Annotated in this window: 18 protein-coding genes; 3 read left to right on the plus strand and 15 right to left on the minus strand. The window is 40.6% G+C overall.

The window, feature by feature from the left end:
* The 8 genes from LJE09_RS08965 to LJE09_RS09000 all read right to left on the minus strand — a co-directional run bounded on the left by LJE09_RS08965 (position 1) and on the right by LJE09_RS09000 (position 11448).
* Positions 1-1647, minus strand: a complete 1647-nt coding sequence (locus tag LJE09_RS08965) for a response regulator (RefSeq protein WP_196002876.1) — start codon at positions 1645-1647, stop codon at positions 1-3.
* A 509-nt stretch (positions 1648-2156) separates the two neighbouring features.
* Complete coding sequence (locus tag LJE09_RS08970) at positions 2157-3506, minus strand: radical SAM protein (protein WP_118585895.1); 1350 nt, start codon at positions 3504-3506, stop codon at positions 2157-2159.
* A 73-nt stretch (positions 3507-3579) separates the two neighbouring features.
* Complete coding sequence (locus tag LJE09_RS08975) at positions 3580-4161, minus strand: HdeD family acid-resistance protein (protein WP_008705039.1); 582 nt, start codon at positions 4159-4161, stop codon at positions 3580-3582.
* Between the two features lie 255 nt (positions 4162-4416).
* Positions 4417-4974 (minus strand): TetR/AcrR family transcriptional regulator C-terminal domain-containing protein, encoded by a 558-nt coding sequence (locus LJE09_RS08980; protein WP_022381285.1) that lies wholly within the window; start codon positions 4972-4974, stop codon positions 4417-4419.
* Between the two features lie 197 nt (positions 4975-5171).
* On the minus strand, positions 5172-7937 hold the full coding sequence (locus LJE09_RS08985) for a glycoside hydrolase family 3 protein (RefSeq protein WP_227311221.1): 2766 nt from the start codon (positions 7935-7937) through the stop codon (positions 5172-5174).
* Between the two features lie 162 nt (positions 7938-8099).
* Entirely contained in the window at positions 8100-8990 is an 891-nt protein-coding gene (locus tag LJE09_RS08990) for a carbohydrate ABC transporter permease (protein ID WP_008705044.1), read from the minus strand.
* A 10-nt stretch (positions 8991-9000) separates the two neighbouring features.
* Complete coding sequence (locus LJE09_RS08995) at positions 9001-9906, minus strand: ABC transporter permease (protein ID WP_008705047.1); 906 nt, start codon at positions 9904-9906, stop codon at positions 9001-9003.
* 63 nt (positions 9907-9969) lie between these two features.
* Positions 9970-11448 (minus strand): ABC transporter substrate-binding protein, encoded by a 1479-nt coding sequence (locus LJE09_RS09000; RefSeq protein ID WP_008705054.1) that lies wholly within the window; start codon positions 11446-11448, stop codon positions 9970-9972.
* Positions 11449-11703: 255 nt separating this feature from the next.
* On the opposite strand from LJE09_RS09000, the gene LJE09_RS09005 reads away from it, so the two are divergent.
* Entirely contained in the window at positions 11704-13437 is a 1734-nt protein-coding gene (locus tag LJE09_RS09005; protein WP_227311222.1) for a sensor histidine kinase, read from the plus strand.
* 36 nt (positions 13438-13473) lie between these two features.
* Complete coding sequence (locus tag LJE09_RS09010) at positions 13474-15057, plus strand: response regulator transcription factor (RefSeq protein WP_227311223.1); 1584 nt, start codon at positions 13474-13476, stop codon at positions 15055-15057.
* 68 nt (positions 15058-15125) lie between these two features.
* On the opposite strand, the gene LJE09_RS09015 is transcribed toward LJE09_RS09010, so the two are convergent.
* The 6 genes from LJE09_RS09015 to LJE09_RS09040 all read right to left on the minus strand — a co-directional run bounded on the left by LJE09_RS09015 (position 15126) and on the right by LJE09_RS09040 (position 21109).
* On the minus strand, positions 15126-16793 hold the full coding sequence (locus LJE09_RS09015; RefSeq protein WP_062808139.1) for a sensor histidine kinase: 1668 nt from the start codon (positions 16791-16793) through the stop codon (positions 15126-15128).
* A 115-nt stretch (positions 16794-16908) separates the two neighbouring features.
* A complete protein-coding gene (phoU, locus tag LJE09_RS09020) occupies positions 16909-17580 on the minus strand; it encodes a phosphate signaling complex protein PhoU (protein ID WP_008705061.1) in 672 nt (223 codons plus the stop codon).
* A 2-nt stretch (positions 17581-17582) separates the two neighbouring features.
* A complete protein-coding gene (gene pstB, locus LJE09_RS09025; RefSeq protein ID WP_022381180.1) occupies positions 17583-18341 on the minus strand; it encodes a phosphate ABC transporter ATP-binding protein PstB in 759 nt (252 codons plus the stop codon).
* A 5-nt stretch (positions 18342-18346) separates the two neighbouring features.
* Positions 18347-19252: a phosphate ABC transporter permease PstA gene (pstA, locus tag LJE09_RS09030; protein ID WP_118616839.1), complete on the minus strand. Its 906-nt coding sequence runs from the start codon at positions 19250-19252 to the stop codon at positions 18347-18349.
* Positions 19242-20099, minus strand: a complete 858-nt coding sequence (pstC, locus tag LJE09_RS09035; RefSeq protein ID WP_118616840.1) for a phosphate ABC transporter permease subunit PstC — start codon at positions 20097-20099, stop codon at positions 19242-19244. Before pstC ends, pstA begins: the two co-directional genes overlap by 11 nt.
* 146 nt (positions 20100-20245) lie before the next feature.
* Positions 20246-21109 carry a substrate-binding domain-containing protein gene (locus LJE09_RS09040; protein ID WP_173698122.1) on the minus strand — a complete coding sequence of 288 codons (864 nt, stop codon included), beginning with the start codon at positions 21107-21109 and terminating at the stop codon, positions 20246-20248.
* Between the two features lie 315 nt (positions 21110-21424).
* On the opposite strand from LJE09_RS09040, the gene LJE09_RS09045 reads away from it, so the two are divergent.
* A complete protein-coding gene (locus LJE09_RS09045) occupies positions 21425-21817 on the plus strand; it encodes a C-GCAxxG-C-C family protein (RefSeq protein ID WP_055058579.1) in 393 nt (130 codons plus the stop codon).
* Between the two features lie 137 nt (positions 21818-21954).
* Here the strand turns inward: LJE09_RS09045 and LJE09_RS09050 are convergent, their stop codons facing one another.
* The gene (locus tag LJE09_RS09050) at positions 21955-22824 is read right to left on the minus strand and encodes an Rpn family recombination-promoting nuclease/putative transposase (protein WP_227311225.1); all 870 of its coding nucleotides are present in this window, start codon (positions 22822-22824) and stop codon (positions 21955-21957) included.
* Positions 22825-23041 lie beyond the last annotated feature (217 nt).

Consider the following 23041-nt stretch of genomic DNA (forward strand, 5'->3'; position numbering starts at 1 on the left):
TCAGACTTCTCCTCTCGTCTTACGATACTCACTCGGAGTCATTCCCTGAGTTTTCTTAAAAAGATAGCTGAAGTAATGCGCATCCTTATATCCCACTTCCCCTGCAATCTCACTGGAACGTTTGGAAGTACAGCGAAGCAGCTCCTTTGCCTTGTCCATACGAAGCGAAGTCAGATACTCAATAAATGTCTGTCCCATATTCTGACTGAAAAGCGCACTGAAATGATTGGCACTCACATTCGCCGCATGCGCCACTCTATTCAGAGAAATCTCTTCATCCATATAATGTCCATCTATAAAATCTATTGCCTGCTTCAACACACTTCTGTTCTGACTGCCTGCATTTTCATCACGGATTGCAATGGCCCGTTTCAAGACTTCCTCTGCATATGCAACAGAAGCTTCTGTAGACTGGCTTGTCTTCTTCACAACATCATCTGTCTCTTCTCTGGACAATTCCGTATCATCATATCCAATTTTCTTAAGAAATGACAGTACAGAAAAACGCACATTCAAAACCACATAATTACGGAACACCAGTGATTTCATCGGTTCCCTGCCAATAGCATGGAAATAATCATGGACAAAACTGTCTACTTCATCTTCCAGACCACTGCTTAAAAATTTCTGAAGGATTTCCGGATTCAGGGCATTGATATTCACATTCTTAAGCTGAACAGCTTCTGTTTTTGAAGTGTCTGCTGAATTCTCCTTTACCTGCTCAAGCATATTGTAATAAAGAATATGCCCGTCATACAGATAACGGAATGCATAAGTTCTTGCAGCCGTGTGATAACTCTGCTTAATTCTGCTCAGACGGTCTGCCTCCTCGCCGACTGCCACAAACCAGTCCACATTTGCTCTGGTTTCTTCCATGATCTTCTGAATTGTTTCCACACATTCGCATGTATTCTTCTTTATCGTGTCTCGCTGCCCCTTGACCAGAATCGCATAACTGAACACCTGATGTCTAAAAAGCATCGCAACCGGATGACTTAGGAAATAATTCTCAATCTTCTTATGTACTTCTGCCTCCCAGTCTGAATATCCTTCCGACGAATTATAACTGCTGTCTGAAGCATCCGGTGTAAAAATCAGAATATTATAAGCCTCTGCCACAATATCAAGATTCAAACGATCTGCTCTCCGATAAATCTCTTCCAGATCAAAGTCCGCTCTCACCAGAGATTCAAAGAAATCACGGCTCGCATTCCTCTCATACTCCTGCATCTCCAGTTTGAATTTCTCATAATATTCCTTCTGCGTCTTCTCATGTTCATAACGATTATGAATCTCCTCCAGACGCTCAATAAATGCATTCTTAGTAATTGGCTTTAGCAGATAATCCTCCACACCAATATTGATCGCCTGCTTCGCATAGTTAAAGTCATCATAGCCACTAAGAATCACAATCTTAATGTCCGGCAACTCCTTCTTCACCAATTTACATAACGTCAAACCATCCATAAACGGCATCTTAATATCAGTGATCAGAAGATCCGGTTTGCTCTTTAATATCAACGGCAGTGCCATCTCCCCATCAGATGCTTCTCCTGCCAGTTCAAATCCATACTGCTCCCAGGGAATCATCTTCTTAATCATCTCCCTGATCACAACTTCATCCTCTACTAAAAAAGTTTTTAACATCCCTACCACTCTCTCATACTAAAAAATCTACAGCCATCCTCTTAAATACATTATTTACGAGAACTTCTACATATCCATCATACAGGTTAACACCATAACTTTAATACATGTCGCACACTCAGGCAAGTTATTTTTAACAATAAAATGCTTCACACACTTCCTTCCACAATCAATCAACAGCGCGAAACAGCATCTCTCTGTGGGTGAATCTGGAGGGGGCTTAGTAACTCTTAGGCGGAGAAAATCCGCGTTATGAAGAAAAGCAGCAACCTGTCTGAGCGAAGTTTGCAACGGAGCGAGTTTTGCGTTTTTCTTCATGCTTTTAGCGGATTTCCTCCACCTTAGAGTTACTTAGCCCCCGGAACTGAACCCACAGAGAGATGCTGTTTCGCGCGTCCCCTTATTCAAAGACGAGAAAGTTCCCCATCCGGACAGGGGATGACCGGACAGGGAACTTTCTCTGATAACTTTGGCTAAATTTTGAGTTAATATTTTTTCTTATTATTAAGTTACTTATTTTTTACAGGAAATAATTCCTCAGCTTTCGGTGCCCAATGCTCTGCATAAGCATCACACTTCGCACAAAGATGCTCCACAGACTCCGGTGATTGCAAATCTGTAGACTTCGCACCGGATTCTTCAACCATCTTACGAAGCTTCTGCGGATTCTCAAGCATCGGGCATGGACGAAGCATATTTTCATTAAACGGCTGACCATCATGATATGCCATGAAAATCGGACTCTTCAATGCTTCCAGCAGAGTATTTTCATAAATATTTGCATTAGAATAATGGATAAATACACATGGGTCTACATCACCATTCGCATTGATATGAAGGTAACGTCTTCCTCCTGCAATACATCCTCCTACATACTGCGCATCATTCTGGAAATCCATTCCAAAAATAGCTTTTGTAGAACGGTACTCTCTGATCTTGTGATACATCTTCTCACGCTGCTGTGGATTCGGCATTAATTCTACTACAGCGTCATTACCTGTCGGCATATAATGGAAAAACCATACAAATAATGCACCACAGTCAATAATGTGATCAAAAAATTCCTCGCTGCTTACACTGTCCACATTTGCAGAAGTATAACAGGTAGATACACCAAACGGAAGTTTATGAGCTTTCAGAAGTTCCATTGCATGCATAACTTTCTGATATACACCTTCTCCACGACGTCCGTCGTTTGCTTCCTCAGAACCTTCCAGGCTGATTGCCGGAACAAAGTTCTTAACACGAAGCATTTCCTGGCAGAATTCTTCGTCGATCAGTGTACCATTTGTAAAGGAAAGGAACTCGCAGTCCGGATATTTCTCGCAGATACGCATCAGGTCTTTCTTACGTACCAGCGGTTCACCACCTGTATATATGTACATATAAGTTCCCATTTTTCTGCCCTGCTCTACAATAGAACAGATGGTGTCAAAATCAAGATTCAATTTGTGACCATACTCTGCTGCCCAGCATCCTGTACAGTGCAGATTACAGGCACTTGTAGGATCAAGAAGGATTGCCCATGGAACATTACAGTTGTTCTCTTCTGCTGTTTCTTCCTGAAGTGCACTTCCTTTTAAGCTGGCATTGATAATAAAGTTTGTAAAGAATGCTTCACGTACTCCTGGATCCAGCTCATAAATCCTCAGGATCAGTTTATACCAGTTGCTGTCCTTATCCTGGATTGCATTACGGATTGCATTTCTCTGTGACTCATACCAGCCATCCGGTACAAATTTATCTACAAGTTCCATCAGTTTTGGTATATTTACTTCCGGGTCCTTCTCCAGATAACCCAGACCTGTCTTAACTGCTGCTGCAAGTGCAGCCTGTTTTGCTTTGTCCATTAATTTCATGTGATTGCTCCTCCTTGTTGTGATGTGATATATATATAAACACCTGTGTATCAGGTATATTTTTATTATTTTATCAATATTCATCCATATCTATGATATCCTGTTTCTGGTTTTTAATAATTTTTACAGTGTAAATCGCCACACAAAGATTCAGAATTCCCTCAAACAGAACCGAAACACCAACCAGGATCATCATGATCTCTGCTGCCTCAAACGGCCTTATCAAAAGTAAAAATCCCAGAACACCGGTCAGAATCGCTACCAGGAGAATCCTCCACCAGAGATTCAGCCCGAATTTCTTTGCATCTATCGACATCTGAATTTTAAATAATGCATCCGCAAGGATCAGAAGTCCAAAGATTCCAAAGATCAGATTCACCACTACGTTCCTGCGTACTATAATAATAATTCCTACTGCTGCCAGCAGCACTCCAAAGGCAAGATCAAACTGAAATGCCAGACAATAGATATCTCTGGAAAAATATCCCAGAATCTTTATCAATCCGTATACAATAAGCATAATCCCTACTGCTGTACAGAAAACTGCCATCGAACAATCCGGCCAGATAATCAGACAGGCACCCAGAACCATAAATAATACAGACATAATAATATAACCATTCTTGGCTAATTTTAACTGCTTCAGTGCATCCATCCTATTGCTCCTCCCTTCTGAAATATACCCGAACCTGTGACTGTCAGGCTCTTGTTTTCATCTCTTTATGGCTGCTATTATAGCTGTGATTTTTTTAACAATAAATAGACAAAAAAAAGCCCATGTCCAAAAAACAGACATAAGCTTAATTTTGTATAATATGAAAATTAAAGGAATTACCTATAACGCTTCTCTCAGATAATACATTTAAGAGAATTGCTATAATAAATATCAGGAACAACAGGTATTTTCACTCTATTCTGATCTGTTCAATACCGCATGTAGCTCCGGGTGCTTTTCAAAAAGCCGGGAAGCCTGACGCATTTCTTCTCCAAAATCAGATTTCAGATTATTATCCAGCCACTCCATCAGAAATCCCATAAACAGACACTTATAATATTGAATCAGAATCCGGATTTCTCCCTCATCAAGATCAAACTGATCTGCATTTTTCCGAAAATATTCCATAATAATATAGTTGGAAATCTCATTCATATAAAAAAGGAACGTATCTTTTTTCACTGATCTGTAAACATTAAACATAACCTTTCTGTTATTTCTCACCAGATCTGCCATTTCTTCCATACATTCCAGAATAGAGGCTCTGTCCTGTGGGTGTTCCAGAATCTCATCCCACTTCTTTTTCAAAATAAACTCCACTACATCCGGAATATCCTTAAAATGATAATAAAAAGTATTTCTGTTTACACCACATCGTTCCACGATATCCTTCACCGTAATCTTAGACATGGGCTTTTCATCCAGCAATTCTGTAAAAGTCTTTGCAATAATTTCCTTTGTAAAACCTGACATATTATCTTTTCCTCATCACTCTTAACACTGTTCTAATCATCAGTAACACTTTTCCTCTGAACAGCCCGCTCCGCATTAAAAAAGTCCACAGATAACCACTTTTATAAAGCAATTATCACTCATCTTTCGCAGGTTCTGAGTATTTTCATAATTATGCCATAAAGGATATAGTTTTGCAAGCGTTCCCAAAATTGGTCTTACCTATTCGGAATCAGCACAATTTCTTTAATTTCAAAATTATCCGCACCATAATAAAATTTGATATAGTGATTATGACCAAATTCCATATTCAGGATGCGGCTTTCTTCTACCCATTTTCCATTGGTCCCCTGTACTGAAACAGTCATCTTATGAATATTATCCAAAAATACAGAAACTGGAAGCTGAGCCAGCTCACCAAGATCAGATTTCAAAGTAAACTTCATTGTGAAATCACCCATGAACTCGTTAGTCACAGCAATCACATCTGCCTTTCCCTTTGCAGGATGTAATAATGCACCGTCAATTACAATTTTCTGTGTCACCGAATCACTTTCAATACTTACCAGACTTCCGGCATCCACATCGTCCTCTTCCTTTGTATTCATAGCCTCCAGTTCTTCTTTACATATTCTGTCTGTCAACAATAAAACAGAAGGACTTTTTAACAGAAATCCCAGGATATTGGCTGCATTCCTCTGCAATTCTCCCACAGTAATTTTTCCTGCATGAAGCATTTCCTCCACATCGTCATTCTCCGGATTGGACTTCGCATCACTCACTACCATATAAATATCATTCTGGGCAGCTACCATAGGAGCTTTCGCAGTTACCTCTGCCTGATGACCCTCATAATTGGACTTCGCCCACCAGTCAGTCATGACAATACCCTGAAATCCCCACTCTTTTCTCAGAATAGTTGTACACAGATCATAGCTACCTGCAGTCCAGAGCCCATTTACACTTCCATAAGTAGTCATTACAGAACGTGCACCACCCTCCTTTACTGCAATCTCAAATCCCTTCAGATAGATCTCTCTCAGACATCTCTCAGACATAACAGAATCAGAAGTACTTCGTCCCACTTCCTGATTATTTCCACAGAAATGCTTAATCGTACTTCCAATTTCGGATTTAGCCATTGCCTTCACCTGAGCCGCACAAATTCTTCCTGTGAGAAGCGGATCCTCAGAAATATATTCAAAATTTCGACCATTCAGTGGATTCCTGTGAATATTCATACCTGGTCCCAGCAGGGAATCAATCTTATTCAGTCGAAGTTCCCTCCCTGTCATTTCATACAGCTCACCCACAAGCTCCGTATTAAAAGTACAGCCCAGCAAAGTTCCATTTGGCAGAGAAAACGCTTTCGTACCGCAATCCATACGAATCCCTGACGGCCCATCCGCGCAGCATCCCACCGGGATTCCAAGAGCCTTCAAAGACTCTGTCACACCGCCAAATGCAGCTGCAGTTCCAGCAGTGACCTTTGGACTGCACATTCCTTCACCGCGGAACATGGCAATCAGATCCGCCTCACTGATCTGTGCCACAAACTCATCCATAGAAACTTTTTTATCCAGTACATCTGCCAGCTTATAGCCTTTATCTCCCGTATACTCCAGAGTCTTCGGCATTCTTTCCTCTCTGCGTTTATGTGGATCTGCTGTGCGGACAGGAACCTCTTCTGTTACTGCCTGATAAGTTCCATCCGCTCTCAGAACGGCTTTCATTCTCCGGAATTTCTCAATCGGTGCATATGCCTCCTGTAACTGTTCTATTACACGTAATTCTTCTTCGTAAATTCCTGCTGATTTCGCACTTCTTACATCACTGCCTGCAAAAATTTCATAAGTTCCCTCTTCCAGAACATAACAGGATTTGTGTCCTGTCACTCCACTGTCATCATAAGAGGCCATATCATATTTGGGAATGATGATAACAAGTTCTTCTTTTTCACCCGGTGCCAGTTCCCGGGTTTTTGCAAATCCGATCAGCTTTCTTGCCGGATTTCCAAGTTTACCCTGCGGTGCTTTTACATAAACCTGTACAATCTCTTTGCCCCTCACATCACCGATATTGGTAACCGTCGCAGCCACTGTGAGTTCATCCTCAGTATTCTTAAAAATCTCCGCCTTTGTCTCAAAATTCGTATAGGACAAACCATATCCAAACGGATACAGCACCTTATCCTTCGCAAATGTCTCAAAATAACGATAACCCACATAAATATCTTCCTTATAATAATTCTTATATGGATCACCAAAATTCTCCGTAGACGGATAATACTCAATCCTCTCAGCAATGGTATCTGTCAGCTTCCCACATGCACACACTTTACCGGTCAGCACATCAGCCACACCATTGCCACCTTCCTGACCACCCTGCCATGCATACAGCACAGCCTGAGGATGATATTTCTCCACCCAACTCATATCAATAATATTTCCAACATTCAGCACCACAACTGTGCACTTACTCACCTCACAGACCCGGCAGATCAAATCCTCCTCCGTCTCCGTCAGACAATAGCTTCCCAGATTCGTATTATTATCCTGATCTTCACCTGCAGTTCTTCCTATAATAACAAGCGAAACATCGTTGCTACGTGCGCAGTCCAGCATTTCCTCTGTAACTTCCATCTCTTTCTGAGACCACGGAACACGACCCCATCCCTGACCTTCATCATAAGGATTCTCTTTAATCCAGTTTGCATAAATACCCAGCAGTTTCTCATCCAGTTGAATCTCTTTACACTCCTTCAGCGCATCCAGAATTCCCACTACATATCTCGTATTCACCAGACCGCCGGAACCAAGTCCGCTTTTATAATAATGAAATGCCATGCGGCCAAAAACAGCCACACTCTCTCCCTCTCTCAAAGGAAGTGCCTGCTTCTCATTCTCCAGAAGTACACATCCCTCTGCGGCTGCCTGTCTCGCCAGTGTTGCATATTTCTCTAAATCCAATTTATAATCGTTCATGTTTTATCCTTTCTTTCTGAGAACAACATCTCTCAAGCGATGCAATGATCGTTCCGACCGTTTTTCCCCAATACTTTCTATTCCCCATCTTATCAGAAAAAATCTTTGCTGAAAACACTAAATATTTACAGGAAAATAATCCACCTTTCCTTCAAAACATCTTCAGCCTTTTACGGCACCAAGCGCGATACCTTTGGTAAAATATCTCTGTAAAAACGGATACAGGCATAAAATCGGTAGCATTGCAACAAACGCTATTGCCATTCTGACAGATGCAGATGGAATATCTGCAATTGCAACAGTTGACGCACCAGAAGCATTCTGTGTCAGTGCTGTCAAATCTGAAATCATCTTATTCAGAAGGTTCTGAATGCCATATAACTTCGTATCTCTAATATAGTACAGACCATTTGTCCAGTCATTCCAGTATCCTAATCCGGAAAGCAGACCCATGGCAATAAGAATGGGTTTACCCAGTGGCAATACAATTTTGAAAAAAATCTGGAATTGACTTGCACCGTCAATCTGAGCTGCTTCAAAAAGTGCATCCGGAATACTGGTTGCAAAGAATGTACGAATCAGCATAACATTCATAGCACTCATCAGAAGTCCCGGCACAATATATGCAAGCAGTGTGTTATTGATATGGAAAATTCCTGTATACATGAGATATGTAGGAACCAGTCCACCATTAAATAACATGGTAAAAAATATGTAGAAATTCAGGATTCTTTTTCCTGGAAGATTTTTCAGGGAAAGCGGATACGCCAACAATGCAGACATTGCCACATTAATACTGGTTCCTATTACAGTGACCAGTATTGTAATTCCATATGCCCTGAATACATTTGCAGCATTATCCCAGATAAACTTATAGGCATGAATACTGAACTCTTTTGGAAAAAAGGAATATCCATCTCTAACCAGAGCACTTTCAGAGGTAATAGATGACATAAATAACAAGATAAACGGCAATACAATACAGATTGTAACCAGTATCATGACCGTATGTGCCAATCGTTCAAATCTTTTTGCACTTTTGCTTCTAACCATTTTTTACCTCCTAGAACATTGCATTTTCAGGGCTTAATTTGCGCACAACCACATTTGCCAGCAGTACACAGGCAAATCCGACAATGGACTGATAAAAGCCTGCCGCTGAAGCCATTCCGATATTTCCGGACTGAAGCAGTGCCCTGTATACATAAGTATCGATTACATTGGTGGTATCATAAAGCTGACCGGAATTTTGTGTAACCTGATAGAATAATCCAAAATCAGAATAGAAAATTCTTCCAATGTTTAACAGTGTCAAAGTGATTACAGACGGCATGATCGATGGAAGTGTAATGTATCGGATCTGTTTCCACTTTGAAGCTCCATCCAGTTCTGCAGCCTCATAAAAAGAAGGATCAATTCCGGAAATACTGGAAATATAAATCAGGCATCCATATCCTACACCTTTCCATGTATTTACGATAACCAGGATCACAGGCCAATATTTGGATTCTGAATACCAATTAATTGCTTCTTTCCCGAAAAACGGAAGAATTGTCTTATTCAGCATTCCATTATCCCCACTGAAAAAGGCAAAAGTGATATAACTTACAATTACAATAGACATAAGAAACGGCAGTAAAATTGCACTTTGATAAATTGTTTTGCATGCCTTGCTCCGAATATCACAGATAAAGATGGCAAATGCAATTCCCAGAATCAGGTTGATGATAATAAATACAATATTATAAAGCAACGTATTTCTTGTAATCGTCCACGCATCATTAAACAGATAAGTAAAATTGCTGAGACCGGCCCATGGGCTGCCAAAGATTCCATCTACCACGTTGTAATTTTTGAAAGCAACCACAAGTCCTGCCATCGGCATATAATTATTGATAAAAAGATAAATCAGCCCCGGTGCCATCATCAGATAAAGCGGTACCCATCTTTTAAATTTTGCTTTTTTCATAAATTTTTCCTTTCAATTATCTGGAATATAACAGGGGATGCATAGCGGCATCCCCTGTCTGTGTTATTTATTCTCTTCCAGCCACTTGTCCAGCTGTTCCTGTTTGGTGCTGATCACTTTCTCAATTCCTGCTTTCTTCAGTTCCTCAATAAATTTCGGAAGTGTTTCTTCAGGATCTACTGTACCAGAACCAAGAGCAGCTGCATATTTTGCTTTTACATTACTCAGTGCAGCCAGTTCGTTTGCAACACTTGTAGAATCATAGGTAAATCCGAATGCTTTTGATTTGATTGCACTCTCATTCAGTGCCTTTGTTTCATCCCAGATATCTGGTGAATCACCCTCCCAGATATGCATTTTAAACTGGTCAAATAACTGCCATCCTTCTGCCAGATGATACGTGTTGCTGTCATCTTTTCCATCCGGATAGTTAATGATATTATTTTCAGCATCTACAACTTCGTAATCAACACCTTCTTCCCCCCAGTTCAACAGGTTCAGAATATCTGCATTTCCATATAAATAATCCAGACACTGCATTGTTTTATCTTTATCAGCAGAACTTGAACTGATGCCATAAGTCAGGTAAGAAATTTGTGCAGTACCAGCCCATGGTTCGGAAATCGGAGCAATCTCCATCTCTGTTCCGCAAAGTAAAGCGGCACGGGTATCATATCCTGGTTTGTTTGGTGCAAGGTAAGAAAAAGCGGCACCTGCTTTTACCTGATTCTCCGCACTCTCTGTTGTGGTTGCAGCATCTTTGGACAAATAACCTTTTTGCTGCCAGTCATACATTGTTTCTACAAACTCTTTATATTCATCTGTCTCATAATAATCTACAACTGTCGTATCCTGACCATGATCCATCAATACACCAAATCCATCAGTAAGTGTATCATTCATTTCATATTTGGTATCCGGTGTTGCACTGTTATTGCTTGCCATCATGACCATATCTGGATATTTTTCTTTCACAGTTGCATAAACGTCAGTCAAATCTTTATAATCTGTGATAGAAGATACATCAATTCCACACTCATCCAGAATATCTTTTCGCATAATAACAGATGACTGGCAGAACCATTCGCGTCCTGTTGTCACACCGTATACATAATTTCCGATATTTGCTGCTTTCGCAGTATCACCAAGCAGTTCTTTAATATTATTGCCATATTTGTCGATATATTCAGACATGTCAATAACCTGCTTCGCATTCACCATGGAATTAACCTGTTCCACCAGGATTGGTACAATGTCCATCTTTTCTCCACCGGATAGAATCAGCTTCATTGTTTCCGCATAGGCACCCCAGCTGATCGGTTCGATATCGAGTTCCATATTGATATCTTTCTTCATAATCTCATTGATTTTCTTCTCGATGCGATCTGTATCTTCCTCCTTATCTCCAATATAAGCCATTGTAACTGTATAAGTCTCATCAGAAGAATCTTTAGCCTCTTTTGAACCGGAATCGCCACAGGCAGTCAGCCCCATAGAAGCCAGTACCATAGCCATTCCCGCTGCAATCACTTTCTTATTCATCCTTTTACCTCAATTCTTTTCCTTTTTAATTTTTTTTGATGTATACATCTCTCTGTCTGATGTTTCTCATTATACAGATTTTCCAGTATTTTAATAGTAAAATAACGACCTCACACTTTCCGAAATCCGATTTCTTTTTTCATAGCTTGTCTCTTTTGTTGTATCAAAAGGTCGGAATATTATTATCTTTTTATCGGATTTTTGTTATAATTGTTTTCATCATAATGATTTTATAATATTTCAGGAGGTATTTATATGTATTCCAGACATCGTGTTGCCGGATACTCCATTGATCATGTCATAAAATTTTTGTTTTTTCTGCTGGTTCCGGTTGTAATCCTGGATATCATGATCAGCTGTTTTGTCATTTTTTCCATGCGTTCCCAAAGTATTCAGTCCCTGCAAGATACAACATCCCTTTATGCTTCGCAAATCGACACCGTACATATTTCCATCAATCGCTATTTAATCCGGCTCCTGACTGAAAATGACGATGCAGATACTCTGTTGGAAACACAGGACAAACTGGAATTCATTTCATCCGCAGAACGAGTTCATAATAATATTGATATTTTTCTGGAATCTTTTGAAAAAGGATATCAGATTTTTCTATATAATTCAGAGAATGAACGGATGTATCGTCCTACAGAAATTTTTCAGACACTTACTCAGAATCAGCTCGTACTGCTGAACAAGCATCTGATCCAAAAAATAACTGCGCCCAAAACAAGTTTCTACACGGATGCCTGGGAAGTACTAATGTTCGGAAAGAACGTATATTTTTACAAATCCTTTCATACAGGCTCCCACTACGCCTGCTGTTTTATTCCTGCTGACAATATCATTCAGCCACTAAAAAACATAATTAAAGAAAAAGACGGTTTCATTTCTCTTACCTCGCAAAACGGAACCGTACTTACTAATAAAGAACTGCTGAAGCAACACCATATTGAATTTCCAAGAAAAAGCAATTCCGATTCTTACGAGACCTATAATAAGGGAAATAATCTGATTATCAGCGGTGCTCTGATTATGGGTGCTTTTTATCCTCAGATTATTCTCAGCAAATTCAGGGCTTATGAAAAAATAATCCTGCTTCAGTTTATTCTTGCACTGGCAGTCCTTCTGGTCGCAGTTATTCTGTTTACTTCCATTTTCTATATGAAGAAACACGTTCTGACTCCGATCAAGCTCTTTTTAGAAAATCTGGCACATCTGGATGATTCTGCAGAAACCATCAGTTTAAAAGACACCAATCTTCTCGAACTTGAGCAGGCGAACTCCCAGTTCAAAAATCTGATGCGCCAGATCAAAAAACTGAAAATTGACATTTACGAAAAAGAACTGGAAAAACAAAAAACAATGATGAATTATCTTCAGCTACAGATCCGTCCTCACTTTTTTCTGAACTGTCTGAATACCATTTACAGTATGGCACAGACGCAGCTTTACGAAGAGATCATGAAAATGTCTATGATTACTTCCAACTATTTTCGATATATTTTCCAGAACACCCAGGATCTTGTTCCTGTAAAAAATGAACTGGAACATATAAAAAATTATATGGAAATCCAAAAGATGCGTTACGGAGATACGTTCTCCTATGAAATTCACGCAGAAGAAGGTACAGAAAACATACGAATCCCACCCATTCTGATCCAGACCTTTATAGAAAACGCCATCAAACACTCCAATACTTTTGATGACCCCATAATCATACGCACAGACATCGCCTGGATGACTGCCGGCGGAAATTCACATGAAAATATTCAGATTCAGGTCATGGACACTGGATGCGGATTCTCGGAAGACATCCTGCAATCCCTAAATTCTGCTATTCCTCTGGAACCTCAAAATGGTCACCGTATTGGAATTACCAATGCCATCCAACGTCTGAATCTGCTGTACGGTCAGGGAGAAGCGGTCATTACTTTCTCAAACCTCCCGTCTGGGGGTGCCTGCGTAACCATCCTTCTCCCTGCAATCTGATCCAATTCTCTGCCTAATTTATGAAAGGAAAGTTTTATGAACGCATTATTAGTTGATGATGACCGCTTTGTTGTAGCGGCCCTTGAGAAAAAAATAAACTGGGAGCAACTAACAATCACAGAAGTACTCACTGCTTTCAATATCCGTCAAGCTCAGAAAATCATAGAAAAAAACTCCATCGATATCTGTGTTTGCGATATCGAAATGCCCGGCGGTTCTGGTCTTGATCTTCTTTCCTGGGTCCGGGAATCAGGAAAAGAAATACAATTTATTTTCCTGACCAGCTATGCGGATTTTGATTACGCAAAAAAAGCTATCGAACTGTCCTCCCTCGATTACCAGCTAAAACCTATAGACTTTGATACTTTATCCCATATTCTGGAAAAAGCAGTTTCTAAAGTCAGAAAGAATGCTGCGCTCACCCAGACAAAAGCAGACAGTCAGAAATGGAAAGATAATTACCGCTATATTGTAGATTTATTCTGGAAAGAACTTTTTGCCACCACTCTGTTTCGTGAACCTTCTCTTCTTGAAACAGAATTAAGAAAAAAAGATCTTTCCTATACAGCAGATGACCTCTTCATTCCTGTTTTGTTCCGGCTTTATCCACTCTCCGGCCAGATAATGCCCATGGAGTCTTCCATGGTAGATTTTTCTTTCCAGAATATTACAGCCGAAACCTTTCAGAAATCCTGCATTCTCTATGAGTCTATAGTGATACTGAACACCTTTGAATACGTTGTCATACTTTCTGGATTGCAACTGGAACAAATCCGTCAGCCATTTACAGAAAATCTACTGACACTGTTCAAAAATCTTCAGAGTTTTCTGCACTGTGAAATTGCATGCGGCATTGCACCAGAGGTTTCCCTGACAGAACTGCCTGAAACTCTTACCAGACTACGTGAAATGAGAGAATCCAACCTTAACTCCGTAAATAAACCACTTTTTCTGCAAGATTTTGTTCCCAGCACAACTTCCTACATCCCTCCATCACTGGAAGTAATCAATACTTTTCTGGAACAAAAACAGGCAGACGCAGCTTTACAGAATATCGAAAATTACCTGTCCAAATACATTCAGGCCAGTGGTATCACCAAAAATTTTCTTCTGCATCTGAGACTTGATATCGAACAAATTGTTTTTTCCTATCTACATAAAAACGGAATCGAAGCACACACTCTATTTTCTTCAGAAGAAAGAGACGAACTGATCACAAAATCTCTGGACGCTGTACCATATATGTTTAATTATCTGCGCTATCTGATACAACGCGCCGTAGAATACAATAGCTTCATCAACGAAAAAGACTCCGTCGTTGATATTGTACTCAACTATATCCATCAGCACTACTCCGAAGATATCTCACGTACCATGCTGGCTGATATGGTTTATCTCAATCCAGATTATCTGGCACGACTTTTCAAAAAACAAACGCAGACCTCTATCATCAATTACATCACCACCTATCGGTTAGAAAAAGCAAAAGAGCTTCTGCTCAACCCTGACATCCCGGTGGGAACAGTTGCTTTGAAAGTCGGCTATGGAAATTATTCCTACTTTTCCAAACTGTTTAAAGATGTGATCGGCTGCACCCCCAATGAATATCGAAAAAAATAAAAAGGTTCTTTCTACGGTATAATTTAGAGGGGCTGTCAAACTGACATCCCCTCTGTATCTATTCTATTTTATTCCTTATGCACTTTCAGAAATTTCATAGTAATTTCCGTTCCACTTCCTTCTTCACTTCTCAGCACAATACTTCCATTCAAAGTGCTGACCGCATGCTTCACAATAGAAAGTCCCAGTCCGGTACCTCCAATCTCTTTGGAATGACTTTTATCCACTCTGTAAAATCTCTCAAAAACTCTATCCTGATCTTCCTTTGGAATTCCCACACCTGTATCCTTGACTACAATCTGTATCTCATGTGCAGTCTGAGTCAGAAAAATGCTTACACTTCCATCATTTCGGTTATACTTAATGGCATTATCGCAGACATTATAAACTGCCTCTTCCAGAAGTGTCCGAACTGCCTCCATCTTCATACTGTCCCCACAGATATAAAGATGCACATTCATGCTCTGTGCTTTCTCCTTCAGACTTTCAAAGGCATTCTTACAAACCTGATAAACATCCACCAGTTCCCAGGTGTAGGATGTTTTTTCCTCGTCAAGCTGGGAAATCTGGATCACATCCTCAACCAGCTGAAGCAGTCTCTGGGATTCCTTATAAATACGCCCTGCAAACTTGGGAATATCCTCACATTTCACCAGACCGCCCTGCATGATCTCCGCAAATCCTGAAATAGAAGTCAGAGGAGTCTTCAGCTCATGAGAGACATTTGCCGAAAACTCTCTCCGCAGATTCTCCCTCTCAAGCTTCTCTGTCACATTCACAAGCAGGATCACAGCACCTTCTGTTTTTTGTCCACGTACCACAGGATTGGCAATCAACTGGATATCGCTTCCATTTAATTTCAATATCAGTTCCGCATGTTCTCCGCTGAGAACCTGCTCGATCGCATGTCTGAAATCTTCCGCACGATCCAGACAGTAAACACTTTCTCCCTGACATACTTTATCTACCCGGAACAGATTCCATGCACTGGAATTGGCAGAAAGAATCATGGTATACTTATCAATCACGATCAGACCTTCCTGCATATTTTCTGTAATAAGAGAGAATTCTTCCTGCTGCTGTTTTGCCAGTTCCAGCTGCTTCTGGATCTGCCGGTTCTGTTTATGGATTTTACCTAAAAGCGGAGAAAGCTCCTCGTAAATCTTATTCTCCTCCGGATGTTCCAGATCCAGCTCATTCACAGGTTTTACGATCCTTTTTGATATCACAGATGCCATGATTCCTGATAGAATCAGCATCAGAAATAAGAGTCCACATAAGGGAAGAAGAAGATTTTCAACCAGTGCCAGCACAGAATCCTGAGTGTCTGAAACTCTCAGCACAGTTCCATCCTTCAGACGCAGTGCATAATAAATTGTTTTCTCAGAAAGTGTATCCGAATACCTGGAACATTCTCCTGCACCATATTTCTCTGCTTTCTGAAATTCAGTTCTGTTCTTATGATTTTGCATTTCATCTGCATCAGCCTTATTATCAAAAAGCACAGTTCCATCCTTATTAATATAAGTAATCCTTGAGCTCTTATCCTTTACATTCTTCAGATAATCTGTTCCCTGCTGTTCTACACCATATGACAGATAAGCAGCTTCCTTTGACAGTTCTTTCTTCATCTGTCCGTCAAAATTACTGTAAAGAATCCCCATCACAGCAGCCAGTCCTACAGACAGAACCAGTACACATACTAACATTGTAGACTTAAATATTTTTTTTGTCACTTCTCTTCACTTCCCTTTACATATTAACACTCAAATATCCGCAAACGGTTCCCGCCTGCGGATATAAAACGCCCCTGCACACTCTCACATTATCTGTGATAAGGGACTTCATTTTTTAATTATTCAGATAATCCTGATGCTCATTATTTCTGTGCTGTCCTGTGATGGAATATTCCACCCATTCAGCAATATTCACTGCATGATCTCCGATACGTTCAAAATACTTGGCAGTCATAAGAAGATCCAGTCCGGTCTTGGCATCCAGATTTCCTCCGTAGATCATATCTGCAAGCTTCTCTTTAATCTCGTTAAACGCATCATCCACCACATCATCTCTGTCAATGACATTTCTGCACAGCTCCAGATCACTCTTTACAAAAGCATCCACGCTCTCAGTTACCATACGCACAGTGTCTTCCGCCATCTGTGTGATAGTCTCCGGGATCGCAGTGGTATTCTTTGCAACATATAAAGACAGATCTGCAATATCTGCTGCCTGGTCACCGATACGTTCCATATCAGAAACCATCTTCAATGCTGCAGATATCTCTCTTAAATCTCTTGCAACCGGGTGCTGATGGAGCAGAAGACTCAGGCACAGATTCTCAATCTCTCTTTCCTTGGCATCAATATCTCTGTCCGTCTCAAAAACCTGGCGGGCAATCTCTTCATTCTGTACCTTCTGGATTGCTTTTGCAGAGAATGAAATTGCTTTCTCACAATAGCTTCCCAGTGTGATAAGCTGAACGTGCAGTTCCTCCAGCTGTCTTTCGAAATACTTTGACATAATCAACCAAACCTTCCTGTAATATAATCCTCTGTACGCTTGTCAGAAGGCATAGAGAACAGTTTATCGGTATCATCAAACTCAACCACCTCTCCCAGAAGGAAGAATGCTGTTTTATCCGAAATACGTGTGGCCTGCTGCATATTATGAGTTACCATAACAATAGTATAATCCTTCTTTAACTCCATCGCCAGCTCCTCGATCTTGGAAGTTGAGATAGGGTCAAGTGCGGATGTAGGCTCATCCATCAGAAGTACCTCCGGCTGAACTGCCAGTGCTCTGGCAATACAGAGTCTCTGCTGCTGACCACCGGACATACCCAGTGCGCTTTTCTTTAATCTGTCTTTTACTTCATCCCAGATAGCTGCATCTCGGAGAGATTTTTCTACAATATCATCCAGCTTAGACTTGGAACGGATTCCATGGGTTCTAGGTCCATATGCAATGTTATCATAAATGCTCATAGGGAAAGGATTAGGCTTCTGGAATACCATTCCCACTCTTTTTCTCAGGAGATTCACATCCATATCTCCGTAAATATCTTCACCGTCAAGCTGTACCTTACCGGTGATCACACATCCCTCAACAAGGTCATTCATACGGTTTAAAGATTTCAGAAGTGTAGATTTACCGCAGCCACTCGGTCCGATAAAAGCTGTGATTTCTTTCTCCGGAATTGCCATGTTTATATTCTTTAGCGCATGGAATTTTCCGTAATGTAAATTCATATTTTCAACTGTTATTTTTTCATTACCACTCATTTTTCTTATCCTTTCGCAATTCGTTTGGCAACTGCTCCGGACAGGAAATTGATTACAAGAACAAATGCCAGAATAACAACTGCTGTTGCAGATGCCTGATTCATATGAAGGCCCTCACCTGACAGCACATACATATGAAGTGCCAGAGTACGTCCGGAACCCATCAGGTTCTTCGGTACCTCTGCAACTGTACCTGCTGTATAAATCAGGGCTGCTGTTTCGCCGATCACACGTCCGATGGCCAGGATCACACCTGCCAGAATACCAGGTACTGCTGATGGCAGAACAATGGTGAAGATGGTACGAAGTTTACCTGCTCCAAGTCCAAAGCTGGCTTCACGATAAGAATCAGGAACAGATTTCAGGGCTTCTTCCGCAGTACGCATGATCAGAGGAAGAATCATGATTACCAGTGTGAAAGCACCGGACAGAAGGGAAAGTCCCCAATGCAGTGCTGTTACGAAAAACAGCATACCGAAAAGACCATATACAATAGAAGGAATTCCTGAAAGTGTTTCTGCCGTAATACGGATCACATTTACAAGCTTACTTCCTTTTTTCGCATATTCTACCAGATAGATGGCTGCAAAGATTCCCAGCGGTGCTGCGATTACAAGTGAAACAACCGTCAGGATGAATGTGTTGATCAGAGAAGGAAGTAAGGAAAGATTCTCTGAATTATAAGTTAAACTGAACAAGTCTGTTGACAGATACGGTACGCCCTTGACCAGAATATATCCGATCAGGAAGAACAGTAATGCAAATGTCAGGACTGCACCTAAAAGGGTAAGCAATGCAAGAACACCTGATCCCGGATGCTTAATATATGCCTTCATCTGATCTGAGAAAGAAGACTTATTCTGCTTTTTTTCTTTGGACAAATCAATTGCCGCTGCTGTATCAATTTGCATGTTCTGCCCTCCTGTTCAGTAAAGAAAGACTCAGGTTAATGATAAGAATAAAGATAAATAACACAACTGCTGTTGCGATCAGTGCTTCTCTGTGAAGACCTGTTGCATAACCCATCTCAGTGACGATATTTGCAGTCATTGTACGGACACCTTTCAGGATTCCCTGTGGCATTCTCGGCTGGTTACCTGCAACCATTACAACAGCCATTGTCTCACCGATCGCCCGACCGATTCCAAGCACTACAGCTGCCAGAATACCTGATTTTGCTGCCGGAAGCATGACAAAAAAGATGCTTCTCTCCTTGGTTGCTCCCAGTGCCAGTGAACCTTCGTAATAACTCTCAGGTACGCTGCGGATCGCAGATTCCGTAACTCCGATGATAGTCGGCAGGATCATCATTCCAAGCAGAACACAGGCTGCCAGCATACTGGTTCCTGTTCCGCCGAAAATCTGTCTGATCAGAGGAGCAATAAGAATCAGGCCAAAGAAACCATACACAATAGAAGGTACACCTGCCATCAATTCAATTCCTGATTTCAATGGTCTGTAAATTTTCTTCGGGCAGTAACGTGCCATAAAAACAGAAGTAAAGAGTGCAATCGGCACCCCCAGGAGAATGGCACCTGCAGTTACATAAATACTTGCTACGATCATTGGAAGGATTCCAAAAATATCATTTGACGGCTTCCACTTCGTTCCCAGCAGGAACTTCAGCGGGCCGATTTTCCCGATAGCCGGGACACCATTTGCAAACAGAAATGCACAGATCAGAAATACTGCCAACACTGAAGTACAGGCTGCGATCAGAAATACACATTTCATTGCTTTTTCTTTAAAGTGGTTCATTCATTACACCTTTCTTTCCCTGTATCAAAAATCATAACCTGTCACTTTTGCAATAATTCTCAGAATATGATTTTCAACATGCAAACAGCCCGCCTGCTGTACTATTTCATTCACAGGCGAACTGCTCTGAAACTAAATCTGTTACATTATTTAGCAAGATCTTCCCATGTAGTAGTCTCGCCTGTGTATACAGCCTTTACCTGATTGCTTGTAAGTTCATCAACATCATTGTCTTTGTTTACGATGACTGCGATACCATCTCTTGCGATAACTGTAGCTGTAAGACCAAGGTCTTTCTCTTCATCCTTCAGGTCACGGGATGCCATACCGATATCTACTGTTCCTTCTGCTGCCATGTTTACACCTGTTGTGGAATCACTCTGCTGAACTTCTACAGTTACGTCTTTGTTTACTGCTTCATAGCCTTCTGCAAGTTTCTCCATAACCGGTGTTACTGAAGAAGAACCTGCAACTACTACTTTACCGGAAACTCCGTCTGCTGCTTCATAAGCCTTAGCATCTGCTGCTTCTTTGATATAACCGTTGTCCTCTACGATCTTCTGTCCGTCAGAGCTCATAATGTAGTTTACAAAATCCTTTGCTGCATCGCTTTCTTTATCAGATGTAAGGATGTTGAATGGACGTGCGATCTTGTAAGAATCATTGGAAACATTATCTACAGTAGCTTCTACGCCGTCGATCTTAACTGCCTTTACTGTATCATCCAGAGAACCAAGTGAGATATAACCGATTGCATTTTCATCACCTGCAACAGTTGTCATCATAACAGATGTGCTGTTTGTTACACTTGCTTCATCTGTAGTCATATCTACTTTCTCACCGTCTTTTTCTTCTTCAATTCCAAACAGTTCTACGAATGCTCCACGTGTACCGGAACCATCCTCACGGGATACAACTGTGATGTCTCCGCTTGCTGCACTTACGATTGTTGTGAAAGCTGTTGCTCCGATAACTGCTGCTGTAAGGATTGTTGCGATTTTTTTCTTCATGATAATTTTCTCCTCTTCCCATGAGCCATGTTTTTAATATAAAGTGAAAGGCTCATTTCCTTTTTAATATCTTTATGTTTTATAACTTGTTGCCTCATTTACAAGTGCTATTATAGAAATCCAAAGTTAAATGTAAAACCACGCTAAAGTAAAATCTTTGTAAATTGAAAATTTTTGTGAAGGTTGTAAAAACAGGTTCAAGGTGCTATCATAAACTATATCTTCAAGTCCCCACCCACTGCTTATTACTTTTCGCAAGTCAAGCAGGGGACTTACTTGATTCGGTTAAAATTTATACACAGGAGGATTTTATATATGGAAAATTTAAGATGTGAAAAAGCAGTAGAAAAGAAACATAACGGCTATAACTGTGCACAGGCTGTGGCCTGTTCTTTCTGTAAAGAGGCATCTATGGATGAGGATACACTCAAAAAGATCACACAGGGATTCGGTGCAGGTCTTGGCACTATGGCCGGTACATGCGGAGCAATCTCCGGTGCTGCAGTTGTAGCTGGACTTATTAACCAGGACAAAGCAGGAACCTCTCAGACTGTCCGCTCTGTCATGAATCAGTTTAAACAGCAGAATGGAACTGTGATATGTAAAGACTTAAAGGGTGTGGAAACCGGAAAGGTAATCCGCTCCTGTGATGACTGTGTCAGAGATGCGGTGAAATTCCTGGAAGACGCATTAAAATCAGAAAATTGATTTCAGGCAGATATTCGCAATGCATAAATACCAACGCAAAAGGAGCTATGCACGTATAATGTGCATAGCCTCTTTTATGATTAGCTTGATTAATGCTCCCAGTTCCCAATTAATTTTATATTTGTAATTTACTTTCACTACTTGTTCACAGTCATCTGCTGTTCCTGAACTTTTTTTATTTCTTCCAGAGGCAAGTTCAACATCTTCGAAACTTCTTCTGGAGTTTTTCCACTCATGAGAGCCCCCAGAATCATTCCCTCATGACGGCCTTGCTGTATTCCTCTTTCATAAATCATATCTCCAAATCCTGTCATTTTGCTCGCCTCCTCCTGAAATGGTTCTGACCATTCTATATGTGAATATCTTTGTATTCTCTTTATATCACCAGTAAAAAGCCCTTTCAGATAATCAAATATTCCTTTTTCTTCTGTTTCTTTTCCCAGTCGGATTATAATTACTGTTAAGAGCTCATAATCCTCCTCAGGTTCATCTGCTACCCCTATAATATCCTTCTTCGAAAAAGAGTATTCCGTCAATGTATTCTGCAGTTTCTTTGGCACATCCTCCGCACAGATCCATATGGAGTAACATTTTTCCAACTTTGAATAATCTGTAGTCTGCGTAATAGTACTTAACTGAGATGAAAGGTCTCTGGCCACATAATATACGGCACGTTTTAATATAGGGTATGACGGATTACTTGGACGGTAGCTTTTCTGCGCTTCCATATCAATATGTAAATTCACTCTTATTTTCTCTGTAGATAACTTTGGATTTATTATTTTAAACCGAATATCAAACCTCACCAGTTTCTCCACAAGAGATGAGAGTTCACTGTCTTCTTTTGTTAATCTCAGATCCTTTTCTACATTTGGTATATCACTTACGAAATCATCTTTTGTAATAGAAGAAATGTCTAAGCACTGTAGAATTTCTTCCTGTGAGCACGTTTTAAACTCTGGCACCGTCATCTGCAAAATGGGAACGATAATCTCCTTATTACTCATAAGCTGTTTCATTCCTGCATCATACTCTGCGCCAGTCACTCCAGACGTATATACGTCCATCTTCGTCTCATCACGCATGATTTCTCCTCTCCGGGGAACTGGGACTGTTTTTTCTTTTGTATATGGATATATTAACGTCAACTACCCATCACCTAAAGGTATTGGGCTTGTAACTGCCCAGTCGTAGTAACGGCTTACGCCTCCGACCTTTTATCCC

Source organism: Blautia sp. DFI.3.45 (genome assembly GCF_020593505.1).
In the GTDB taxonomy this organism is placed as follows: Bacteria; Bacillota; Clostridia; order Lachnospirales; family Lachnospiraceae; genus Blautia_A; species Blautia_A wexlerae.